Below are 15,718 nucleotides of genomic sequence, written 5' to 3'. Positions count from 1 at the left end.
CTCATGCAGAAAAAGGTTTTCAAAGGGCTGCCAACGTTCACATCGCATTGAGCACCCCGCAGCTATTTGATGATTAAGGAAGGTTTCCCAAGCTTGATCTGCGCGCCGGGGATGACTGCGCCTGCTTCGATTTGGTGTTTGATTGCCAACTTGTCAGGTTTAATGTTCGTCTCGTACTCGACGAATTCAGGCGGCAGCGCGCTGGCGTCAGTGATTTCAACTGACTTTGAAGGTGCGCGGACGGTTACCTGATGAATGCCAGCCTTGAGGGTCTTTTTACCGGCTGTTTCAAGTGACTTGGCAACATAATCTTTCATGCTTGTCACGCGGATTTCAGAGGCTTTAGCGCGCTCTGCAAGGCGCTTGCTCTCTTCCTTGAGAGCTTCTGCATAAGCAGTTTCGTTTTTGCAGACAGCGAGAATCTGCTCAACCTTTGCTTCCAGCTCCCACTCGATGCCATCAAGAGTGTCGGCGATCATTTCCGGTTCCATGCCGGAATCAGTCAGCTTGGCGAAATCATTCGCGATTTGGTAAAGGGCTGTCATTGAGTGACCTCTTCAAGTTTAACTTTGCGTTGGGCGTAAACTGCCTGGACGTCCTGCTGAAGATGCGTGCCTGCCGTCATTTTGTAGGCTGCCTGGAAGTGGGTTTTGAGGGCGTGCATGTTTTTTGCCTGCTTCATGTCTTCGCAAAGGGAGTGCACGCTGTTGATCAGCTCCTGTTTCGCGTTCTCTTCCGACTGGATCACTTCACTTTCAGGTGTGTAAGCCATCACCGGTTCAGTGAAAACCCCTTCGGTTTCGTTGAGAACGTCCACGGCATTATCAAGACGGTCAGCGCGCGGCCAGTATTTATAGGCGCGCTTGACGATGGTTTTTCTCGCCATTTCAGACCAGAAGTTGACCCACGGTCCCTTTGCCGATGAACCGGCCTTGCTCACCTTCCTGATCTCTTCAATCTCGGCGAAGCTCATCTCTTCAGTGAGGTAGTCACCGTCGGCAGTTTTAACCGTGCAATAACCACCGATCACCGGGCCGCGCTCATCAGGCGTGGCAAAAGGAGCGTATTTGTGCGCTGGCGCCTTATCGAGACCAAGCGTTTCATACTGGTCGCTGGCGTGCACAAGCTTGCATTGCCCCCACTTGATGACGCCAGCCGACTGCGCGATGTGCAAAAGCCCCATGTAGCTGATGTCGAGGCAGACCATGCCGTCGCGCGGTACCAGATAAGCCAGTTTGCTGGCAGGATTAAGGCTGATACCAATGGCGGCTACGTTGATGATTGCGTTCTGCGCGCTGGTTGGGTTGGCGACAGCTGTTTCAGCCAGCTTCTGGTTACGCTGGAAAAGCTGAATTGCGAACTGGCACTCCTTTGCCCAGGTCAGTGAGGAGTCGGTCAGTGCGCCGACAAACAGCGGTTCCTGTTGTTTAACGAATTGAATCAGGTCGAAGCTCATAAACCCTCCTTAGAATGGGCAGCCGGTACGGTGTTCCCACTCGTAATCCGCCTGGGCGTAAGCAACAGCCGTCACAAAGTCGTTATAGGTTTCGGTGGCGTTATCGTGGCTGAGACCGGCGTAAGGTTTGTTTTCCGGCGGGATAGAGAAAGTGACGAGTTGCGCCGGTGTTTTTGGGAAGAGGGCGATAATTTCACACGCCCGGTCATCAACCCACTTTTCACGTTCAATTTCTGCCTGGTGATCGAACGAGCGTCGCGCCTCGATACGGTCCTGGGTGAGAAATGCGTTCATAGGCACCTCAGTATTGAATTTTTGCGCGCGGTACCAGACCGTCTTTCAGTGCCGTCAGCACTTCAATGGCCTGTTCGCGGGTGAGTGAGGTATTCGCCAGAAGGGCGTTAACGATTTCGGTACCGACAGTTTTTCGGTGCTTAACGTCGGCTTCGCGTTTCGCTGTTTCGTCTGCTATGCGTTGCTCTTCAGCCAGGCGGGCAGATTCTTTGGCTTCGGCCTCGCGCTTGATGCGATCGGCTTCTTCCTGTGCTTTGCGCTGCTCGGCGGCGATAGCGGCCTGCTTTTCACGCTCAGCGCGCAGGCGTGCCTCTTCGGCTTCACGTTGCGCACGCTGTTCAGCTTCAATGCGCTGGCGTTCTGCGGATTCTGCGCGGGCTTTCACTTCAGCTTCCCGGCGGGCTGCCGCTTCAATCTCTGCACGATGGCGCGCTTCTGCTTCGCGCTGAGCCTTCTCCGCTGCTTCACGTTGCAGTTGCTCATCACGCTCTCGCTGTGCCTTTTCTTCTGCTTCTTTTCGAAGTCTCTCCAGTTCGGCGACCTCATGCTCACGCTGCGTAGCAACGATGACTGCTGCCTCCAGCTTCTGTAAGGTGGCGTCCTTCGCCAATCCTGCCTCGCCTGCAAGTTCCTGCCAGCTATCGTCCAGCGTTACCGCTTTAGCTTCTCCGAGACGCGCTTGAATGTCTTTGGAGGAAAGATAGTTACCACCATCATCAATCACTTCGGCCAGCGCGAGTAGGTCACGCAGACGCTGCTTTAACGCCTGTTTCCGCTCTTCTTCAGCTTGCTCCCATTCCGTGAGAGGTCGGCGCACCTCATCTTTCAGTGAGTCGAGGCGCTCACGAACTAACCGGCGGCTTTCGTCGATCTGTTTCGGCAATGCCTTAAGCTCAGCCACAAGGTCTTTACCGGCGTTATCGATGTACGTTTTCGATCGCGCTACCTGGTTCGCAATAGAAGCTATGGCTTTACGCCCCTTGAGAGTCGACACGTCCGGTACATGACTGCGAGCCTCGGCTTCAATCCTTTCAAGAAGCGGCTCCAGTTGCTCCTTTGTGGTGAACACGGCCATCGCGTTCTGCTTTTCAATGACGACTAAATCCGTTACTTCGCTCATGGCATCTCCAGAAATTTTTGTGTGCGTCGCCCGGCTGCGTGAAGCCAGCCAGTCGGTTGATAAAGGGGAATCAGTGGATCAGCGGTTCGCCGCGACCGTCGAGCAGCACGTCGATAACGCAGTCGTTAATGCGGAGGACTTCAGCGTCGGTGTGCAGATAAACCCAGCAGCGCTGGTGAATGACCGCAGAGACGCGGTACGTGCGGCCGCCGAATATCGCCATCATGCCAGGCTTAAGACACTGGCGGATGAGTGGGGTGGTACCGTAATGCGCGATCATCGCTTGACCCCCTCTACATGAACGAAGCCAGCAAGAATCATGTGCTTGCGGCTCATTGGAAAGCTGTTACGCGGGCAACCAACTTCAGACAGGCGCCATGTTTGACCATCGGCAAGCTTGCGTACTGAGTACTGCTTGCCTTTGTGAGTGACGATTTGCTGCATAATTTCCTCCCGGACTTTCCCGGCGTCAGAGCTATTAACCTTTGCGCATAAAAAAAGGCGGTGGATAGCCGCCTGTGTTTTGGATAACTAAATTCCCTCGTAAGGGCGCTTGGGTATCCAGTAAAAACCCGCCGGAGCGGGTCTATTGCTGCGGAGAAAGTGAGTTCATAACGAACTTCGCTTCATTCCATTTTTCAACAGCAGCTTCATGCTGCTTAATTAATGAAGCCACTGAATCGCAGAGTCCGTTATCAATCCAGTGTCGATGCATGTTGCACAGGCGATCATTAAGTCTTACAACCTCAACCTGGGCAGCAATCACACTTGTCCGTGCTTCTTGATATGTCATTTTCTTACCCTCTGTAGTTACCCGCTGATGCGGGAGAAATGCTTTGGTGCTGGCTCCCAACAATGAAGCAGGGAAGACCGTCGTCGCCTTGTTGAGCCATTGCCTCACCAACTAGCTGATAGCCGTCTGCCAGCCCAAAACATTCCAGTTTTGTGCACCCGACATTGTCCGCCGCGCGCCCGGTATGCCATGACCCCTTAAGGTCTGGAGATAGCGGGGAACTGAGTTATGCGAATCTCTTCGCTCAACATCAGGTGCAATGAATAAGTTGTTAATGTGCAGGCTGACTCATGTCTGCCGCGGCTTAACTTCCGATGGCCGCATCGCTGTGTTGTCGCGATGGGTTGATAATAGCCATGAGTATTGTTCATAGCAATACGTATTGATATTAATTAATAGCATTTGCTATTAATAGGTTGATATCTAAAGGTATTTAATTTGATATTTTTTCTAGTGATTGAGATTTGGATCGTGTTTTCACTGAGGTGGGTATTGCGGTGGTGAGAGTCTTGTCGGTAGGCAATAAAAAACCCAGCACTATGGCTGGGCTTGATTCTTAGATGGGTGTGTTAGCCGTGTTTTCTGTATGTCTGAGGCATGCTGCCAATCACCTTGCCAAACACGAGTATCCGGTTCATTTCTTCTTTTTCGATCGGCTCCCACGGGCGATAGGTCTGGTTGTCTGAGATGACCAACAGCTTATCCTTCATTTTCTGCAGGCGTTTCACGTGGGATGTGTCGTCGTAGATGAAGGCGTAGATCCCATCACCATCAAAGTGCTGAACACTGATATCGACGAAGAGTAGGTCGCCCGGCTCAATGGTGCCGGACATGCTGTCGCCGCGAACATTGATAATTCTGATCTGCTCAGCCTTCCTGCCATTGAACATCCCGCGAGCGTCTTCGACTGAATATTCCACGGATCTAAGCACCTCTACAAATTCGCTGTTGATGGCCCCAGGCCCAGCGCTTACGTAAAAGTCTAGCGCTTCAATGCGGAACGTGTCAGTAGGCCCTGGCTCTGTTTTTTGCTGATAAATTACCGGTGCTTGACCATCGTCACGCATTGGGCCAACTCCGGTTGAAAGCCACTCAGAGCGAACGCCAAGCGCATTGGCGATCTCAACAATTTTAGTTGAGCCTCGAGCGTTGCCACTTGTCAGCCTCCAGATAGTTGGCTGAGCAACGCCAGACGCTTTAGCTAAAGCGCCCTGAGACATACCAGATAGATCCATCGCCTTATTCAGGCGTTCTGCAAGAGTTTCTTTTTTCATGAGTTTAAATTTATACGCTTGCGTATTGGCGGTCAAAACACGTTTAGCTATTGCGTAATACAATACGCATTGCTATTATCAGTTCACACCAATACTCATAGGAATTGGAATATGACGAACAAAACTATCCAGCGCGCAATTGATATTGCTGGAAGCCAGAAGAAATTAGCCGACCTTTGCGGCGTGGCTCAGCCAACGGTATGGCGATGGTTGCACGGTGGCGGCATTGATGCCCGCTACGTAATGAAGATTGTCACCGCAACAAACGGCAAGCTCAAACCAGCGGATATCCGTCCAGATCTCGCCCAACTGCTCGGGTCGAATAACACAGCCGCCTGAGTGGCGGCTCTACTCAATTACAAACAGGAATTATCGCAAATGGAAAGTTCAACAACACGCAACAAAGCGGAGGCGCGGCGGATAGAGAGCTGGTTACACAGCCAGATCGCAGAACTTGGCGCGACTCGCATCGCAGAGCTGCTTGGCGTCAACAAATCGACCGTGAGTCGGTGGCGGGAGAACCTGGTGCCGAACATGTCGCTTTTGCTGGCAATCCTGATTTCGAACCGTGAAGGGGTAAAAGGGGATTTCGAGGCATGAGAGTTACAAAAATGGCGAAAGCCGCGGTGCGCTAACACCAACGGCCTTCTAAGCGAATTAACTGGATCAATTCACAGGAATAATTATGAGTTCACTATCCCAGCTTTACAAGCAAAAAGACAAGAACGGCACCGAAACCACGGTGAAAAAGACGTTTCTTGTCCCACTGTCAGAAATCTACGTTGAGCCGGGCTTTAACGTCCGTGAAATTGATGAGCAGCATGTCGAAGAGTTTCGCGATGCGTTTATCGCTGGTGAGTTTGTGCCGCCGCTGGCCGTTCAGGTGACAGAGCAGGGCGTCAAAATCATCGACGGTCACCACCGCTATTACGGTGCGCTGGCTGCCACTGCCGCGGGCACTGAAGTTGCGCGCATCGAGTGCAAAGACTTTATCGGTTCCGAAGCCGATCGCATCGCCTTCATGATTACCAGCAGCCAGGGAAAAGCGCTGTCTCCGCTGGAGCGCGCGGCGGCATATCAGCGACTGGTGAATCAGGGCCGCACGCCGAATGAAATCGCAAAGATGGTCAAGCGCTCTGTCGGCGATATCGATCACCACCTCCAGCTGCTGTCGTGCGGCGATGAGCTAATCGATATGGTGAAGTCCGGTGATGTCTCGGCTACCACGGCCGTTGCGCTGACCCGAGAGCACGGCGCTCAGGCGGCCACTGTGGCAACCCGTCAGCTGGACAAGGCCAAAGCCGCCGGTAAGAACAAGCTCACCCGTAGCGCTGCCCTTCCTCAGTTATCCCCGGCGCGTGCCCGTCGCCTCGCCGAGCTGCTGGCAGATGCAGAAATCGAAAATAACCGCCTCACAGTGCCCGCTACGGCGCTTGAAGAGGTTATGGCAATCATCGGTGAGCAAAAAGATCTGCTGCGTGACAGTGGCTGGGAGGAAGCGTGAACACACCAAACGAACATAAAAATATTATCCGGGCCAGATTCGCCAAGACGGTGAGTCCTGTAGTGATCGCCAGGCTGCGCGCCATCCTGGAAGAACACAAACGCAAGGAGGCTGGCCGTGGGTAACGTATCTAACTTAGCCGAAGCCAGAGAGGCCAGAAGGCTCCATCAACCGCGTACAGAAGGCGGTAAGGGGTTTGCCTTGCTGCACCGTAAAATCATGGATGTCCCGTTCTACAAGGACGCGGAGGCGTCACACTTGTGGGTGCATCTCATCCTTAAAGCCAAGCATGCTCCTGAGTCAGTTCTCACTGATATCGGCGAAATGCTGGTTAACCGCGGGCAGTTGCTCAGTGGTCGAAACGCACTGGCATTTGAGACCGGACTGAAAGCAGATCGTGTTCAGTACCTGCTCAGAAAGTTCCAGAAGCTGGGTATGGTGAGCTGGGTTTCACACGGTAAATTCTCAGTTTTTACCATCGTGAAATATGACGATTATCAGTCAAATTCTGTACCAGCAGATTACCAGCAGATTACCAGCGCAAAGCCAGAAGTGGCGCAGCCTGTAGCGAAGAGTGTACCAGCAGATTACCAGCAAATTACCACAGATAAAGAAGTTATTAATATCTCTCTTACTAACGTAAGAGAGAGTGCATCAGCGACAGAAAATCAGGACAAGAAAAAATCGTCTCTCAGCTGTGAGCAGGTGGTCGAGGTTTATCACCGTGTACTGCCTGAAGCCCAGGGCATACGAGTCCTGACTGACAAGCGTCGCAATCTGATCCGCAGCTTCTGGAAAAAAGCCGGAGCAGCGAACCGCCAGCTCGGCGGCGCAGGGTTCACCCTGGCAGACTGGGAAGCGTACCTGAACTACATCGCCACCAACTGCCGATGGATGCTGGAGAACCGCCCGGACAACCGCACCGGCCGCACATGGCGCCGCAAGTCGCTTGAATACTTCCTGAACGTTGACGTTTACGTGAAGACGCGCGAGGGGGCCTGTGATGATCTCTGAAATCATGACCGTACCTCACAACCTCGAAGCAGAGCAGAGCGTCATCGGTGGCCTCCTGTTGGACGACGACAGCAGCGAGCGAGTGCAGAAGGTGCTTTCCATCCTGAAGCCGGAATCGTTCTACCTCCGCGCTCACCAGGTGCTGTTTGCAGAAATGCGCGAGATGTTCCGCGACAGCAAGCCGGTAGATGGCCTGACGCTCTTCGACGTACTGGAAAGCAAAGGCCTGACGGCGCAGGTTGGCGGGTTTGCCTACCTGGCTGATATCGCCAAGAACACACCGAGCGCAGCAAACATCGTCGCCTATGCCATGTCTGTTCGTGAGGCTGCCATGGAGCGTTACGGCATTCAGCGCATGACCGAAGCCACTGAGTTGCTCTACGCCCGCAACGGCATGAACGCAACGCAGAAGTACGAGGCCATTCAGGCAATTTTCACCCAGCTTGCCGATCACTCTAAAACCGGCAGCCGCCGCGGGCTTCGCTCATTCGGTGATGTGATGGATGGCTGGGTATCAGATCTGGAAAAACGCTTCGACCCGTCAGGTGAGCAGCGCGGACTCAGCTCAGGTATTCCGTCACTGGATCGCATGCTGGCACCAAAAGGCCTCGTCAAAGGCTCCCTGTTTGTCATCGGCGCGCGACCAAAGATGGGTAAAACCACGCTTTACAGCCAGATGGCGATCAACTGTGCCGTTCGTGAGAACAAGCCCGCACTGATGTTCAGCCTGGAGATGCCTGGAGATCAGATTCTGGAGAAGCTGGTCGGGCAGAAATCCGGCGTTAACCCCAGCATTTTCTACATGCCTGCCACTGAAGACGCTGACGCTGGTTACGAGGGTGATTACGACGCTGATTTCCAGCGGGCGATAGCAACTGCCAACAGGTTGCGTGAGATCGACATGCTCTACATCGACGACACACCCGGCCTGTCGCTGGCGCAGATCGTCACCGAGTGCCGCCGAATCAAGCGAGAAAAGGGTGTTGTGGGAATGGTGCTGGTTGACTACCTCACACTGATGACCGCCGAGCGCGCGGAGCGAAACGACCTGGCCTTCGGGATGATCACCAAAGGGCTCAAGAATCTGGCTAAGGAGCTTGGTTGCGTGGTTGTGCTGCTGACACAGCTTAACCGCGAACTGGAGAAAAGAGCCAACAAGCGACCTCTACCCAGCGATTCCCGCGACACCGGACAGATTGAGCAGGACTGCGACTACTGGGTTGGCGTTCACCGTGAAGGTGCATTTGATGACTCGGTGCCGGCAGGCGAAACGGAGTTACTCCTGCGATTGAACCGTCACGGTAAGACCGGAACCGTTTACTGCAACCAAATCAATGGCGCTATTTATGACTGCGATCAGGATGCGGCCCGTATGACCGCGCGCAGCCGGGAAGAGAAGCCAGCAACGAAGAAAGGTGGATTCTGATGACAGGCAAAGAAGCGATTTTTGAATACCTGAAAACCCATAAGACGTTCTGCTCGGCTGATGTGTCTGCCTTCAGCGGTGTATCGCATACCGGCATCAACCAGGCAGCAAGCGATCTGGCGCGAAAGGGGCTTCTGGTAGTCGACGGTAAGGTCTGGCGCACCGTGTATTACCGCATGGTCACCGAGGATGAGAAAGAGGGACGCAGAAGCACCAACCGGATTTTTCAGGAGTGTCGCAACAGCGAGGCAATGAAGCGGGTACTGGCGGTTTACGGGAGAACACAGGCATGACTAACAACGACGAGCTGGCGATGCAGGCTGAGCAATGCGCCAATATTCTGGAAAATATCTCCGGTTTTGAGCCTGACGATATTGATGGCGATGCCGTAGATCTGCGCTTTGACTTGGACGGCATGGACACTGGTTGCACGGTTAGCCTTGTTGAGCAGTGCCAGCATGCCGCTGATGCGTTGCGCGCCCTGCTGGCAGAGCGTGACGCCGACAAGAAGCGTATTGCTGATTACCGGCATCAACTGTCACGTTACTCCATGTCGCCAGGGGAGGCTGACCAGCGTCGCTGTGAATCAAGGGCGGTGCGAGATGCATTAGGCTTCGGTAAAGATGCTGACAACGTGGCGCCAGTAGACCTTCGCGAAAAAATCAGCGTACTTCGCCAGCGCATCGATGAGCTGGAAGCGCGGACGGTGAGCGTTAAGTTGCCGCCAAAGGTTGATTCTTCAAATTTGCCTTTTGCTGCGCATAGCTGGAATTCATGTATCGACGAGGTTACTAAGAGCCTTGCCGCCGCTGGCATCAAACTGGAAGTGGGGGAGTAGGTATGTCGAAAATGACTGAATTCGAGCGTGGAGTTTTCTACGCCGCTTATCTGATTTGCGAATTACATGACCAGCCTACGATAGCGGCAGACGTTATCCGCGAAGCCAATATGGATGGCTGCAAAATTATCGAGCTTGACGACTGTGAATATCACGTTTTGCGCAAGCTTAATTCTTCTGAAGGCCTGCAACTGAGGACTCGATAATGACAGGGCAATTTAACCGCGATGAACTTGAGGTTCTGGCATTCAACGGTGAAACGCACACTGAACGGGCGCTTGCCCGCATGCTGCTGGCGGGAATCGACAGAGAGCCGGTGGCGAAGGTGGATAATATCGGAGTCTGCTGGTACGCCGACGACGGGGTATCACGCAAACCTGCCGTTGGTGAGAAGCTTTACGCCGCACCGCCAGCGCCTGTGGCTGTGCCTGATGTTGGAGAATTCCGCATTTTCACACAGGCTGGTGGGGTTAAGGTTGCCGTCAAAGATGGCAAAACCAAAAACCACCTATTTGGCATGGGCTGGAACGCCTGCCGCGCCGCCATGCTCAAAACCGGGCCTGTAACGGCGGCTACGGTGCCGGATGGGTGGACTGCAAACGCTGATGCTAACGACGCTCTGGTCATGCTCGACAGAATTGACACTGTCGACTGTGACGATGATGAACGCATTGAGAGCGTAAAAAACATCATTCGTCGACTGGCGGCAGCGCCTGTGTTTGGCAGTTTTCGGGAAAATGAAAATTCGTCAACCAACAATTTTCGTGAAAACTCGGAAACGTCAACCAAGTCACATGAGAAATGCTGGTGCCGCACATGTCGTCCCGTGGGTATTACCGACATGCGCTTTGTCGTTTGCCCGGATTGTGGCAATAAGCGATGCCCGCACGCTAATGACCACCGCAACGCTTGCAGCGGTAGTAATGAGCCCGGGCAAGTCGGTAGCGCATACCCGGCAGCGCCTGAGCAGGAGGGGTGAGGTGGCTACTTTACAGCTTGCAGTCAAAGGTGAGTACTTCGACGCCATGAAGCGCGGGGAGAAAACCGAGGAGTATCGCCTGGTGAATCCGTACTGGGGTAATCGCATCTTTAATCGATGGTATGACACGCTGATCATCACGCGCGGCTATCCACGGAAAGATGATGCCAGCCGCCGAATTGTAGTGCCGTATGACGGCTTTGAAGTAAAGACCATTACGCACCCGCACTTCGGGCCCGAGCCGGTAAAAGTATTTGCGATAAAGGTGAATATCGATGCCTAACCCATTCGACGCCGTGAAACTAAACGTCAAGCAACATTGATTTAGCATTATCAACCCGCCATAATATCAATGCCGCCGGATTGAGCCCCGGCGGTACCTTTGCGCTAAACGGGGACGTTTATGCGCACACACAACGAGCAAATCACCTTGTCACAGATGCAGAAATGCACCTGCGATTTTCTGCATTCTGCGGTTTCCGTTAAGGGGGCCGTATGAACCTGCCATCAGACGGCATCAAACTTCATCGAGGCAACTTCGCTGCCATCGGTCAGCAGATTCAGCCGCTGCTGGATGCTGGCCAGTGCTTCCGCCTTCAGGTCAAACCGTGGCGCGAGAAGCGCAGCCTCTCTCAGAACGCACTTTTTCATATGTGGATGGGTGAAATCAGCGAATACCTGATTAACTCCGGGCGCACCGACGCAACGCCGGAATGGGTTAAGCGCAACCTCAAAAAGACTTACCTCGGCTGCGAAGAGGTAACCTATACGGACTTCATTACCGGCACCAAAGAGACCACTTGGGAACCACGCCACACTTCCCGCCTCGATACCGGTGAGATGCATATCTTTATGTGCAAGGTCGAAGCCTGGTGCGCCCAATTTGGTCTGGCAGTGACTATCCCGACCGGCTGCGAGTTCCAGCAGTTGCGCGATAAGCAGGAGGCGTGATGCACAGTCCCCTCGCTAAAGTCATTGAGCGCGCAATCTTCCGCATGCCAGCGCGCCGCCGTAAGACTACTCCGGCACCTTCCGAAATCCCAACCCTGAAGGGCTACACCGCCCGTCTCGTCGATCAGAAGTGGCTGCGCCTGGCAGCGAGGAGGAAGCATGCCTGATTTACGCAAAGCCGCGCGAGGCCGTGAATGCCAGGTGCGAATCCCCGGTGTCTGCAATGGCAATTCTGAAACGTCTGTTTTGGCGCATATCCGCCTGGCTGGACTGTGCGGTACCGGAATCAAACCGCCTGACCTGATTGCCACCATCGCATGCAGCAGCTGTCACGACGAGATTGATCGCCGCACCCATTTAGTCGATGCGGAGTATGCAAAAGAGTGTGCGCTGGAAGGCATGGCCCGCACGCAGGTTATCTGGCTTAAAGAGGGGTTCGTTAAAGCATGAATGAATATCGCATCAGTCTCCCGTGGCCGCCGAGCAATAACCGCTACTACCGGCACAACAGAGGTCGCACGCACATTAGTGCTGAAGGAACCGCTTACCGGAATGCTGTGATGCAGATCATCAAGGCGGCATTGTTGGACATCGGAACACCTTCGCAGCTGCGCGTGCGCATCGAATGCCACATGCCTGATTGCCGTCGCCGAGACCTTGATAACCTTCAGAAAGCTGCTTTCGATGCTCTGACCAAGGCCGGATTCTGGATGGATGACTCACAGGTTATCGATTATCGCGTTCTGAAAATGCCACTGCTTAAAGGCGGAAAGCTGGAGTTGACCATAACCGAGCTGGAGGATGCAGCGTGAACCGAGAGTCATTCGATAACTATGAGCGCGACAGCCTGCTGCGTGCCGATGGCCAGTACCGGCACCCGCGTGGACAGCCAGGCGACAAGACAGCGCAGACAATCATCCGTAACAGTGAGCGCCGTAAGGCGCAATCAAAAAAGAAAGAAGGGGCAGCCGCATGAAACTGGAACTTACCACAGATCAGTATCGCTGGATTGATGGGCAGCTCCAGTTGTGGGGCGCATGGGTGCAGACGGGGCGAATAGATAAAGCCATGATCAACATGATTGCCAAATTCATGGCTACGGTTGAACCTCAGCAAACAAGCCGGCCGGTATGCAGTGACGATGACGGCATGCTGATCAGCCAGGTTATCGGCAGTCACCTTAAAGCCGTCGACGAGAACGCATACAAAATGCTACTGGCTTATTACGTGTACCAGTCCAGCGAAATCCGCATTGCAACATGGCAGCATGCAGTCGCCTGCCCGCGCCTGATGAAGACGCGCGGCGGTAATCAATATAAGAAGCCAAGCATTTCCACGGTGCGCCGGGAGGTTAAAGAGGTGCTTAATGCAGCACTGTTTTGCCTATACCAACCGATGCAAAATGCGTTTATCGTTCGCGATAATGCGAAGAAAATCTCAAAAAATGTTCATTACTCGCTTGCTTTTCAATGAACAAATGAGCAGAATAAATCGTATATGTTGCCCTTGTTGTGTGTGACATGAAATTTTGAATGAAGCCTCGCCATCGTGCGGGGCTTTTTTGCATTCAGGGCCGGAAGCTCATTTGGTATGAGCGGTCCCCTCATAAGGGAAGGGTAGACAGGTTCGAATCCTTCACGGCCCACCAAATTTAGCCACGACGCCGGGCGAGCGCCGGTCTCCAAAACCGAGTGAAGAAGGTTCGACTCCTTCCGGGGCTGCCAGATTGTGGTGAAAGAACATATAGCATCAAAAATGCTGCCGATAACGGATGGTTGCGTTTAGCGACGCCGTTGAGCGTGAGATGGGCGCGCGCCACCACACACCAAACCCAGCCAGGGTATCTTCGGACACAGAGCCGACATTGCCACACCCTCATATTCCCGCCTTGTGCGGGTTTTTTATTATCAGGCTCCGGGAATCAACTTCAGATGGCTTCGTTGTTAAATGCAGCCCGAGAGCCTGACCCTTTTACTCACGCACAGCACCGACCCTATACAGGCGGAGGTGGAGATGAAACGTATGCCGGACAAAGACGCTGGTTTCTGGGCAAGTCTTATCGCCTGGCTATACAGCCACAAAACAGAATGGGGATATGCGGGCGTGGCGGGCATGTTTTCTTTGCTGCGCAGCGCCTATGCACAGTCTTCATGGAGTAAGCGTGTTCTCGACGCCGTATCTTGCAGCGCGCTGGCATTCTTCGCCGCGCCGACGCTTCAGGTGGTCGGTGGTGTTCTTAACTGGAATGTCCCCGATACAGCCGCTCAGGTGTTTGCGGTTTACATCGGGTATGTCGGCAATGACTACATAAGCGAGAAGCTGCGCGGGTGGATCAGCCGCAGAACGGGAGATAACAGTGAAAATCAGTCCTGACGGTATTGCACTGATTAAGCGCGAAGAAGGCGAGCGCCTGAAAGCGTATCGCGACACCAAAGGCATTCTGACGATCGGCGTCGGTCATACCGGTCCGGTGGATGGACAGACCATAACTCCGGCACTGACCATCAGCAAAGAGAAATCAACCGCATTGCTACTGGCTGATATCGCCTGGGTTGAAAAAGCTATTAACTCCAGCGTTAAGGTGCCGCTCACCCAACATCAGTATGACGCGCTATGCAGCCTGGTCTTTAATATCGGCAAAAATGCCTTTGAAGATTCCACCGTCCTTAAGCGGCTTAATGCCCATGAATATCACGGCGCGGCCGATGCTTTCCTGATGTGGAAACGCGCCGGTAACGATCCGGATATTCTCCTGCCGCGCCGCCAGCGTGAAAGAGAGGTGTTTCTGACATGAACCCGATCAACTTCATAAAGAACTATTCGCACATCATCGTTATCGGCCTGATTTGTGTGGCGCTGTGGGGACTGAATGCCCGTAACGCCCAGTTAACAGCCACTAATGAGCGGCTGGAAAAGCTGGCGAACAGCAAAGACGACCAGATTAACGATCTGCGGTCAAAAAATGACGGCCTGGCCGCCAGCGTGGGAGAACTGGTTACCGCCGTCAGGCAGCAGAACCAGGTAATGTCTCAGGTCACTGAACAGCGCGCTGTAACCGCACAGCAGAACCGGAAGCTACAGAATGAAATCAAGCAATACCTTGAAGCTGATAAGTGTGCCCAGTCTCGCGTGCCTGACAATGCTGCTGACCGGCTGCGCGCCGCAGCAAAAGCCGCTGGTGGAGTACCGGACAATAAGCCAGCCGCAAATCAGCCTGCCGGCAGAGCTGACCTCCCGCATTGATGCACCTGAGCCGCCGGACGGAATGACGTTCGGTGACAGCGTTCAGCTCAGTGCGCAGCTATACGGGCTGGTGGGGCAGTGTAATATCGATCGCGCTGCCATCCGGCAGATTGAAGAGAACAGACAGCATATTGCTGATGGTCTGGAAAAAATGTCCCCTCCGCGAAATGAAATCCGATGACCACTTCGGAAGGGAGACCAAAACGGTCGCTCGTTACGTATAACAAGCGAAGCATAGAGCAAAGTGGATAAATAGATATATAACCTAAGTCAAATCAGTGGTTTTCTTATTTACTTTTTTGATCTGTAATGGTTTGGCTGTTTATTTGCGCAAAAAAAAGCCCTCCAGGTGAGGGCTGCAATACTGCATGCTTGATTTGAAGAGATAGTTTCTTTGCTACGACGTGCTCATCCCTGAGCTTCCCCTAGTGTGGGTAGGAGCCACAGTGAGGAGATTTAACCTTTGCACACAATTCCCAAACAACAAGCGTAAGCGGTAAGCATTAGGAGTAATCCTGGGATTGTTAAAGCGGAAACCCTCGCAGATCACACTGGTGGGTTTTTGCAGGAATATATCGTCACACAATGTTTAAGCGAGGTAATCATGGCAGTTCAAGGTTCGGACAACCCAACCAAATTCGCGAAGAATGGGATAAGCAGACATGCAGTTCAAGGGAACAACAATCGCGAAGAATGATAAGCAGACAGAGAAATAGATCCTCATCCATGAGGTTCCTACACAGTCTCTCCACTGGACTTTAAACGTAGCAAATTCTTACAGCCTCGCAATAGCGGGGCTTTTTTATATGCATTTGACCGCGCACCG

28 protein-coding genes and 2 tRNA genes are annotated in these 15,718 nt (G+C 53.3%); 22 read left to right on the top strand and 8 right to left on the bottom strand.

The genetic code is table 11. From position 1 onward, the window contains the following. Positions 1-62 precede the first annotated feature (62 nt). The 8 genes from BWI95_RS17200 to BWI95_RS17175 all read right to left on the bottom strand — a co-directional run bounded on the left by BWI95_RS17200 (position 63) and on the right by BWI95_RS17175 (position 4,937). The gene (locus BWI95_RS17200) at positions 63-545 is read right to left on the bottom strand and encodes a siphovirus Gp157 family protein (RefSeq protein ID WP_054803805.1); all 483 of its coding nucleotides are present in this window, start codon (positions 543-545) and stop codon (positions 63-65) included. After that, positions 542-1,456 (bottom strand): recombinase RecT, encoded by a 915-nt coding sequence (locus BWI95_RS17195; protein ID WP_054803804.1) that lies wholly within the window; start codon positions 1,454-1,456, stop codon positions 542-544. Before BWI95_RS17195 ends, BWI95_RS17200 begins: the two co-directional genes overlap by 4 nt. Before the next feature lie 9 nt (positions 1,457-1,465). Beyond that, positions 1,466-1,750: a host nuclease inhibitor GamL gene (gamL, locus tag BWI95_RS17190; protein WP_054803803.1), complete on the bottom strand. Its 285-nt coding sequence runs from the start codon at positions 1,748-1,750 to the stop codon at positions 1,466-1,468. Between the two features lie 7 nt (positions 1,751-1,757). Then, a complete protein-coding gene (locus BWI95_RS17185; RefSeq protein ID WP_054803802.1) occupies positions 1,758-2,870 on the bottom strand; it encodes a coiled-coil domain-containing protein in 1,113 nt (370 codons plus the stop codon). A 70-nt stretch (positions 2,871-2,940) separates the two neighbouring features. After that, entirely contained in the window at positions 2,941-3,150 is a 210-nt protein-coding gene (locus tag BWI95_RS17180; RefSeq protein WP_054803801.1) for a cell division protein FtsZ, read from the bottom strand. Next, positions 3,147-3,314 (bottom strand): hypothetical protein, encoded by a 168-nt coding sequence (locus tag BWI95_RS23550; protein ID WP_167552471.1) that lies wholly within the window; start codon positions 3,312-3,314, stop codon positions 3,147-3,149. Before BWI95_RS23550 ends, BWI95_RS17180 begins: the two co-directional genes overlap by 4 nt. Positions 3,315-3,456: 142 nt before the next feature. Next, a complete protein-coding gene (locus BWI95_RS23380; RefSeq protein WP_156884923.1) occupies positions 3,457-3,663 on the bottom strand; it encodes a hypothetical protein in 207 nt (68 codons plus the stop codon). Positions 3,664-4,232: 569 nt separating this feature from the next. After that, on the bottom strand, positions 4,233-4,937 hold the full coding sequence (locus BWI95_RS17175; protein ID WP_076770330.1) for an XRE family transcriptional regulator: 705 nt from the start codon (positions 4,935-4,937) through the stop codon (positions 4,233-4,235). Between the two features lie 111 nt (positions 4,938-5,048). On the opposite strand from BWI95_RS17175, the gene BWI95_RS17170 reads away from it, so the two are divergent. The 22 genes from BWI95_RS17170 (at position 5,049) to lysC (ending at position 15,073) form a co-directional block, all read left to right on the top strand. Further along, a complete protein-coding gene (locus tag BWI95_RS17170; protein ID WP_054803798.1) occupies positions 5,049-5,276 on the top strand; it encodes a helix-turn-helix domain-containing protein in 228 nt (75 codons plus the stop codon). Positions 5,277-5,315: 39 nt separating this feature from the next. Further along, the gene (locus BWI95_RS17165; protein ID WP_054803813.1) at positions 5,316-5,537 is read left to right on the top strand and encodes a CII family transcriptional regulator; all 222 of its coding nucleotides are present in this window, start codon (positions 5,316-5,318) and stop codon (positions 5,535-5,537) included. Between the two features lie 85 nt (positions 5,538-5,622). Continuing rightward, complete coding sequence (locus BWI95_RS17160) at positions 5,623-6,441, top strand: ParB/RepB/Spo0J family partition protein (RefSeq protein WP_054803797.1); 819 nt, start codon at positions 5,623-5,625, stop codon at positions 6,439-6,441. 117 nt (positions 6,442-6,558) lie between these two features. Next, complete coding sequence (locus tag BWI95_RS17155; protein WP_076769914.1) at positions 6,559-7,455, top strand: DNA replication protein; 897 nt, start codon at positions 6,559-6,561, stop codon at positions 7,453-7,455. Next, positions 7,445-8,881 (top strand): DnaB-like helicase C-terminal domain-containing protein, encoded by a 1,437-nt coding sequence (locus tag BWI95_RS17150; protein WP_076769913.1) that lies wholly within the window; start codon positions 7,445-7,447, stop codon positions 8,879-8,881. Before BWI95_RS17155 ends, BWI95_RS17150 begins: the two co-directional genes overlap by 11 nt. After that, complete coding sequence (locus BWI95_RS17145; protein WP_054803796.1) at positions 8,881-9,174, top strand: hypothetical protein; 294 nt, start codon at positions 8,881-8,883, stop codon at positions 9,172-9,174. The genes BWI95_RS17150 and BWI95_RS17145 overlap by 1 nt, the downstream gene beginning before the upstream one ends. Further along, the gene (locus tag BWI95_RS17140) at positions 9,171-9,719 is read left to right on the top strand and encodes a hypothetical protein (RefSeq protein ID WP_076769912.1); all 549 of its coding nucleotides are present in this window, start codon (positions 9,171-9,173) and stop codon (positions 9,717-9,719) included. The genes BWI95_RS17145 and BWI95_RS17140 overlap by 4 nt, the downstream gene beginning before the upstream one ends. A gap of 2 nt (positions 9,720-9,721) precedes the next feature. Continuing rightward, positions 9,722-9,925, top strand: a complete 204-nt coding sequence (locus BWI95_RS17135; RefSeq protein ID WP_054803793.1) for a hypothetical protein — start codon at positions 9,722-9,724, stop codon at positions 9,923-9,925. Further along, on the top strand, positions 9,925-10,698 hold the full coding sequence (locus BWI95_RS17130; protein ID WP_076769911.1) for a hypothetical protein: 774 nt from the start codon (positions 9,925-9,927) through the stop codon (positions 10,696-10,698). The genes BWI95_RS17135 and BWI95_RS17130 overlap by 1 nt, the downstream gene beginning before the upstream one ends. 1 nt (position 10,699) lies before the next feature. After that, entirely contained in the window at positions 10,700-10,981 is a 282-nt protein-coding gene (locus BWI95_RS17125) for an ASCH domain-containing protein (RefSeq protein WP_054803791.1), read from the top strand. 212 nt (positions 10,982-11,193) lie between these two features. Next, a complete protein-coding gene (locus BWI95_RS17120) occupies positions 11,194-11,649 on the top strand; it encodes a YbcN family protein (RefSeq protein WP_076769910.1) in 456 nt (151 codons plus the stop codon). Next, positions 11,649-11,816, top strand: a complete 168-nt coding sequence (locus BWI95_RS17115) for a NinE family protein (protein ID WP_076769909.1) — start codon at positions 11,649-11,651, stop codon at positions 11,814-11,816. The genes BWI95_RS17120 and BWI95_RS17115 overlap by 1 nt, the downstream gene beginning before the upstream one ends. Next, complete coding sequence (locus BWI95_RS17110) at positions 11,809-12,099, top strand: DUF1364 domain-containing protein (protein WP_054803790.1); 291 nt, start codon at positions 11,809-11,811, stop codon at positions 12,097-12,099. Before BWI95_RS17115 ends, BWI95_RS17110 begins: the two co-directional genes overlap by 8 nt. Next, positions 12,096-12,461 (top strand): crossover junction endodeoxyribonuclease RusA, encoded by a 366-nt coding sequence (gene rusA, locus BWI95_RS17105; RefSeq protein ID WP_054803789.1) that lies wholly within the window; start codon positions 12,096-12,098, stop codon positions 12,459-12,461. The genes BWI95_RS17110 and rusA overlap by 4 nt, the downstream gene beginning before the upstream one ends. Next, on the top strand, positions 12,458-12,625 hold the full coding sequence (locus tag BWI95_RS23375) for a hypothetical protein (protein WP_156884922.1): 168 nt from the start codon (positions 12,458-12,460) through the stop codon (positions 12,623-12,625). The genes rusA and BWI95_RS23375 overlap by 4 nt, the downstream gene beginning before the upstream one ends. Continuing rightward, complete coding sequence (locus BWI95_RS17100; RefSeq protein WP_076769908.1) at positions 12,622-13,122, top strand: antiterminator Q family protein; 501 nt, start codon at positions 12,622-12,624, stop codon at positions 13,120-13,122. Before BWI95_RS23375 ends, BWI95_RS17100 begins: the two co-directional genes overlap by 4 nt. 97 nt (positions 13,123-13,219) lie before the next feature. Next, positions 13,220-13,297 (top strand) — tRNA-Met (locus BWI95_RS17095). Between the two features lie 5 nt (positions 13,298-13,302). Further along, positions 13,303-13,373 (top strand) — tRNA-Trp (locus BWI95_RS23370). 289 nt (positions 13,374-13,662) lie between these two features. Then, on the top strand, positions 13,663-14,022 hold the full coding sequence (locus tag BWI95_RS17090) for a phage holin, lambda family (protein ID WP_232374387.1): 360 nt from the start codon (positions 13,663-13,665) through the stop codon (positions 14,020-14,022). Continuing rightward, the gene (locus BWI95_RS17085; protein WP_054803787.1) at positions 14,006-14,443 is read left to right on the top strand and encodes a lysozyme; all 438 of its coding nucleotides are present in this window, start codon (positions 14,006-14,008) and stop codon (positions 14,441-14,443) included. Before BWI95_RS17090 ends, BWI95_RS17085 begins: the two co-directional genes overlap by 17 nt. Then, positions 14,440-14,892, top strand: coding sequence for an Rz lytic protein (locus BWI95_RS17080; RefSeq protein ID WP_076769907.1), 453 nt, complete (start codon positions 14,440-14,442; stop codon positions 14,890-14,892). The genes BWI95_RS17085 and BWI95_RS17080 overlap by 4 nt, the downstream gene beginning before the upstream one ends. Further along, positions 14,789-15,073: an Rz1-like lysis system protein LysC gene (lysC, locus tag BWI95_RS24130; RefSeq protein ID WP_462977603.1), complete on the top strand. Its 285-nt coding sequence runs from the start codon at positions 14,789-14,791 to the stop codon at positions 15,071-15,073. The genes BWI95_RS17080 and lysC overlap by 104 nt, the downstream gene beginning before the upstream one ends. Positions 15,074-15,718 lie beyond the last annotated feature (645 nt).

It is taken from the genome of Kosakonia cowanii JCM 10956 = DSM 18146 (assembly GCF_001975225.1).
GTDB lineage: Bacteria > Pseudomonadota > Gammaproteobacteria > Enterobacterales > Enterobacteriaceae > Kosakonia > Kosakonia cowanii.
This window is presented reverse-complemented; position numbering and strand designations above follow the sequence as displayed.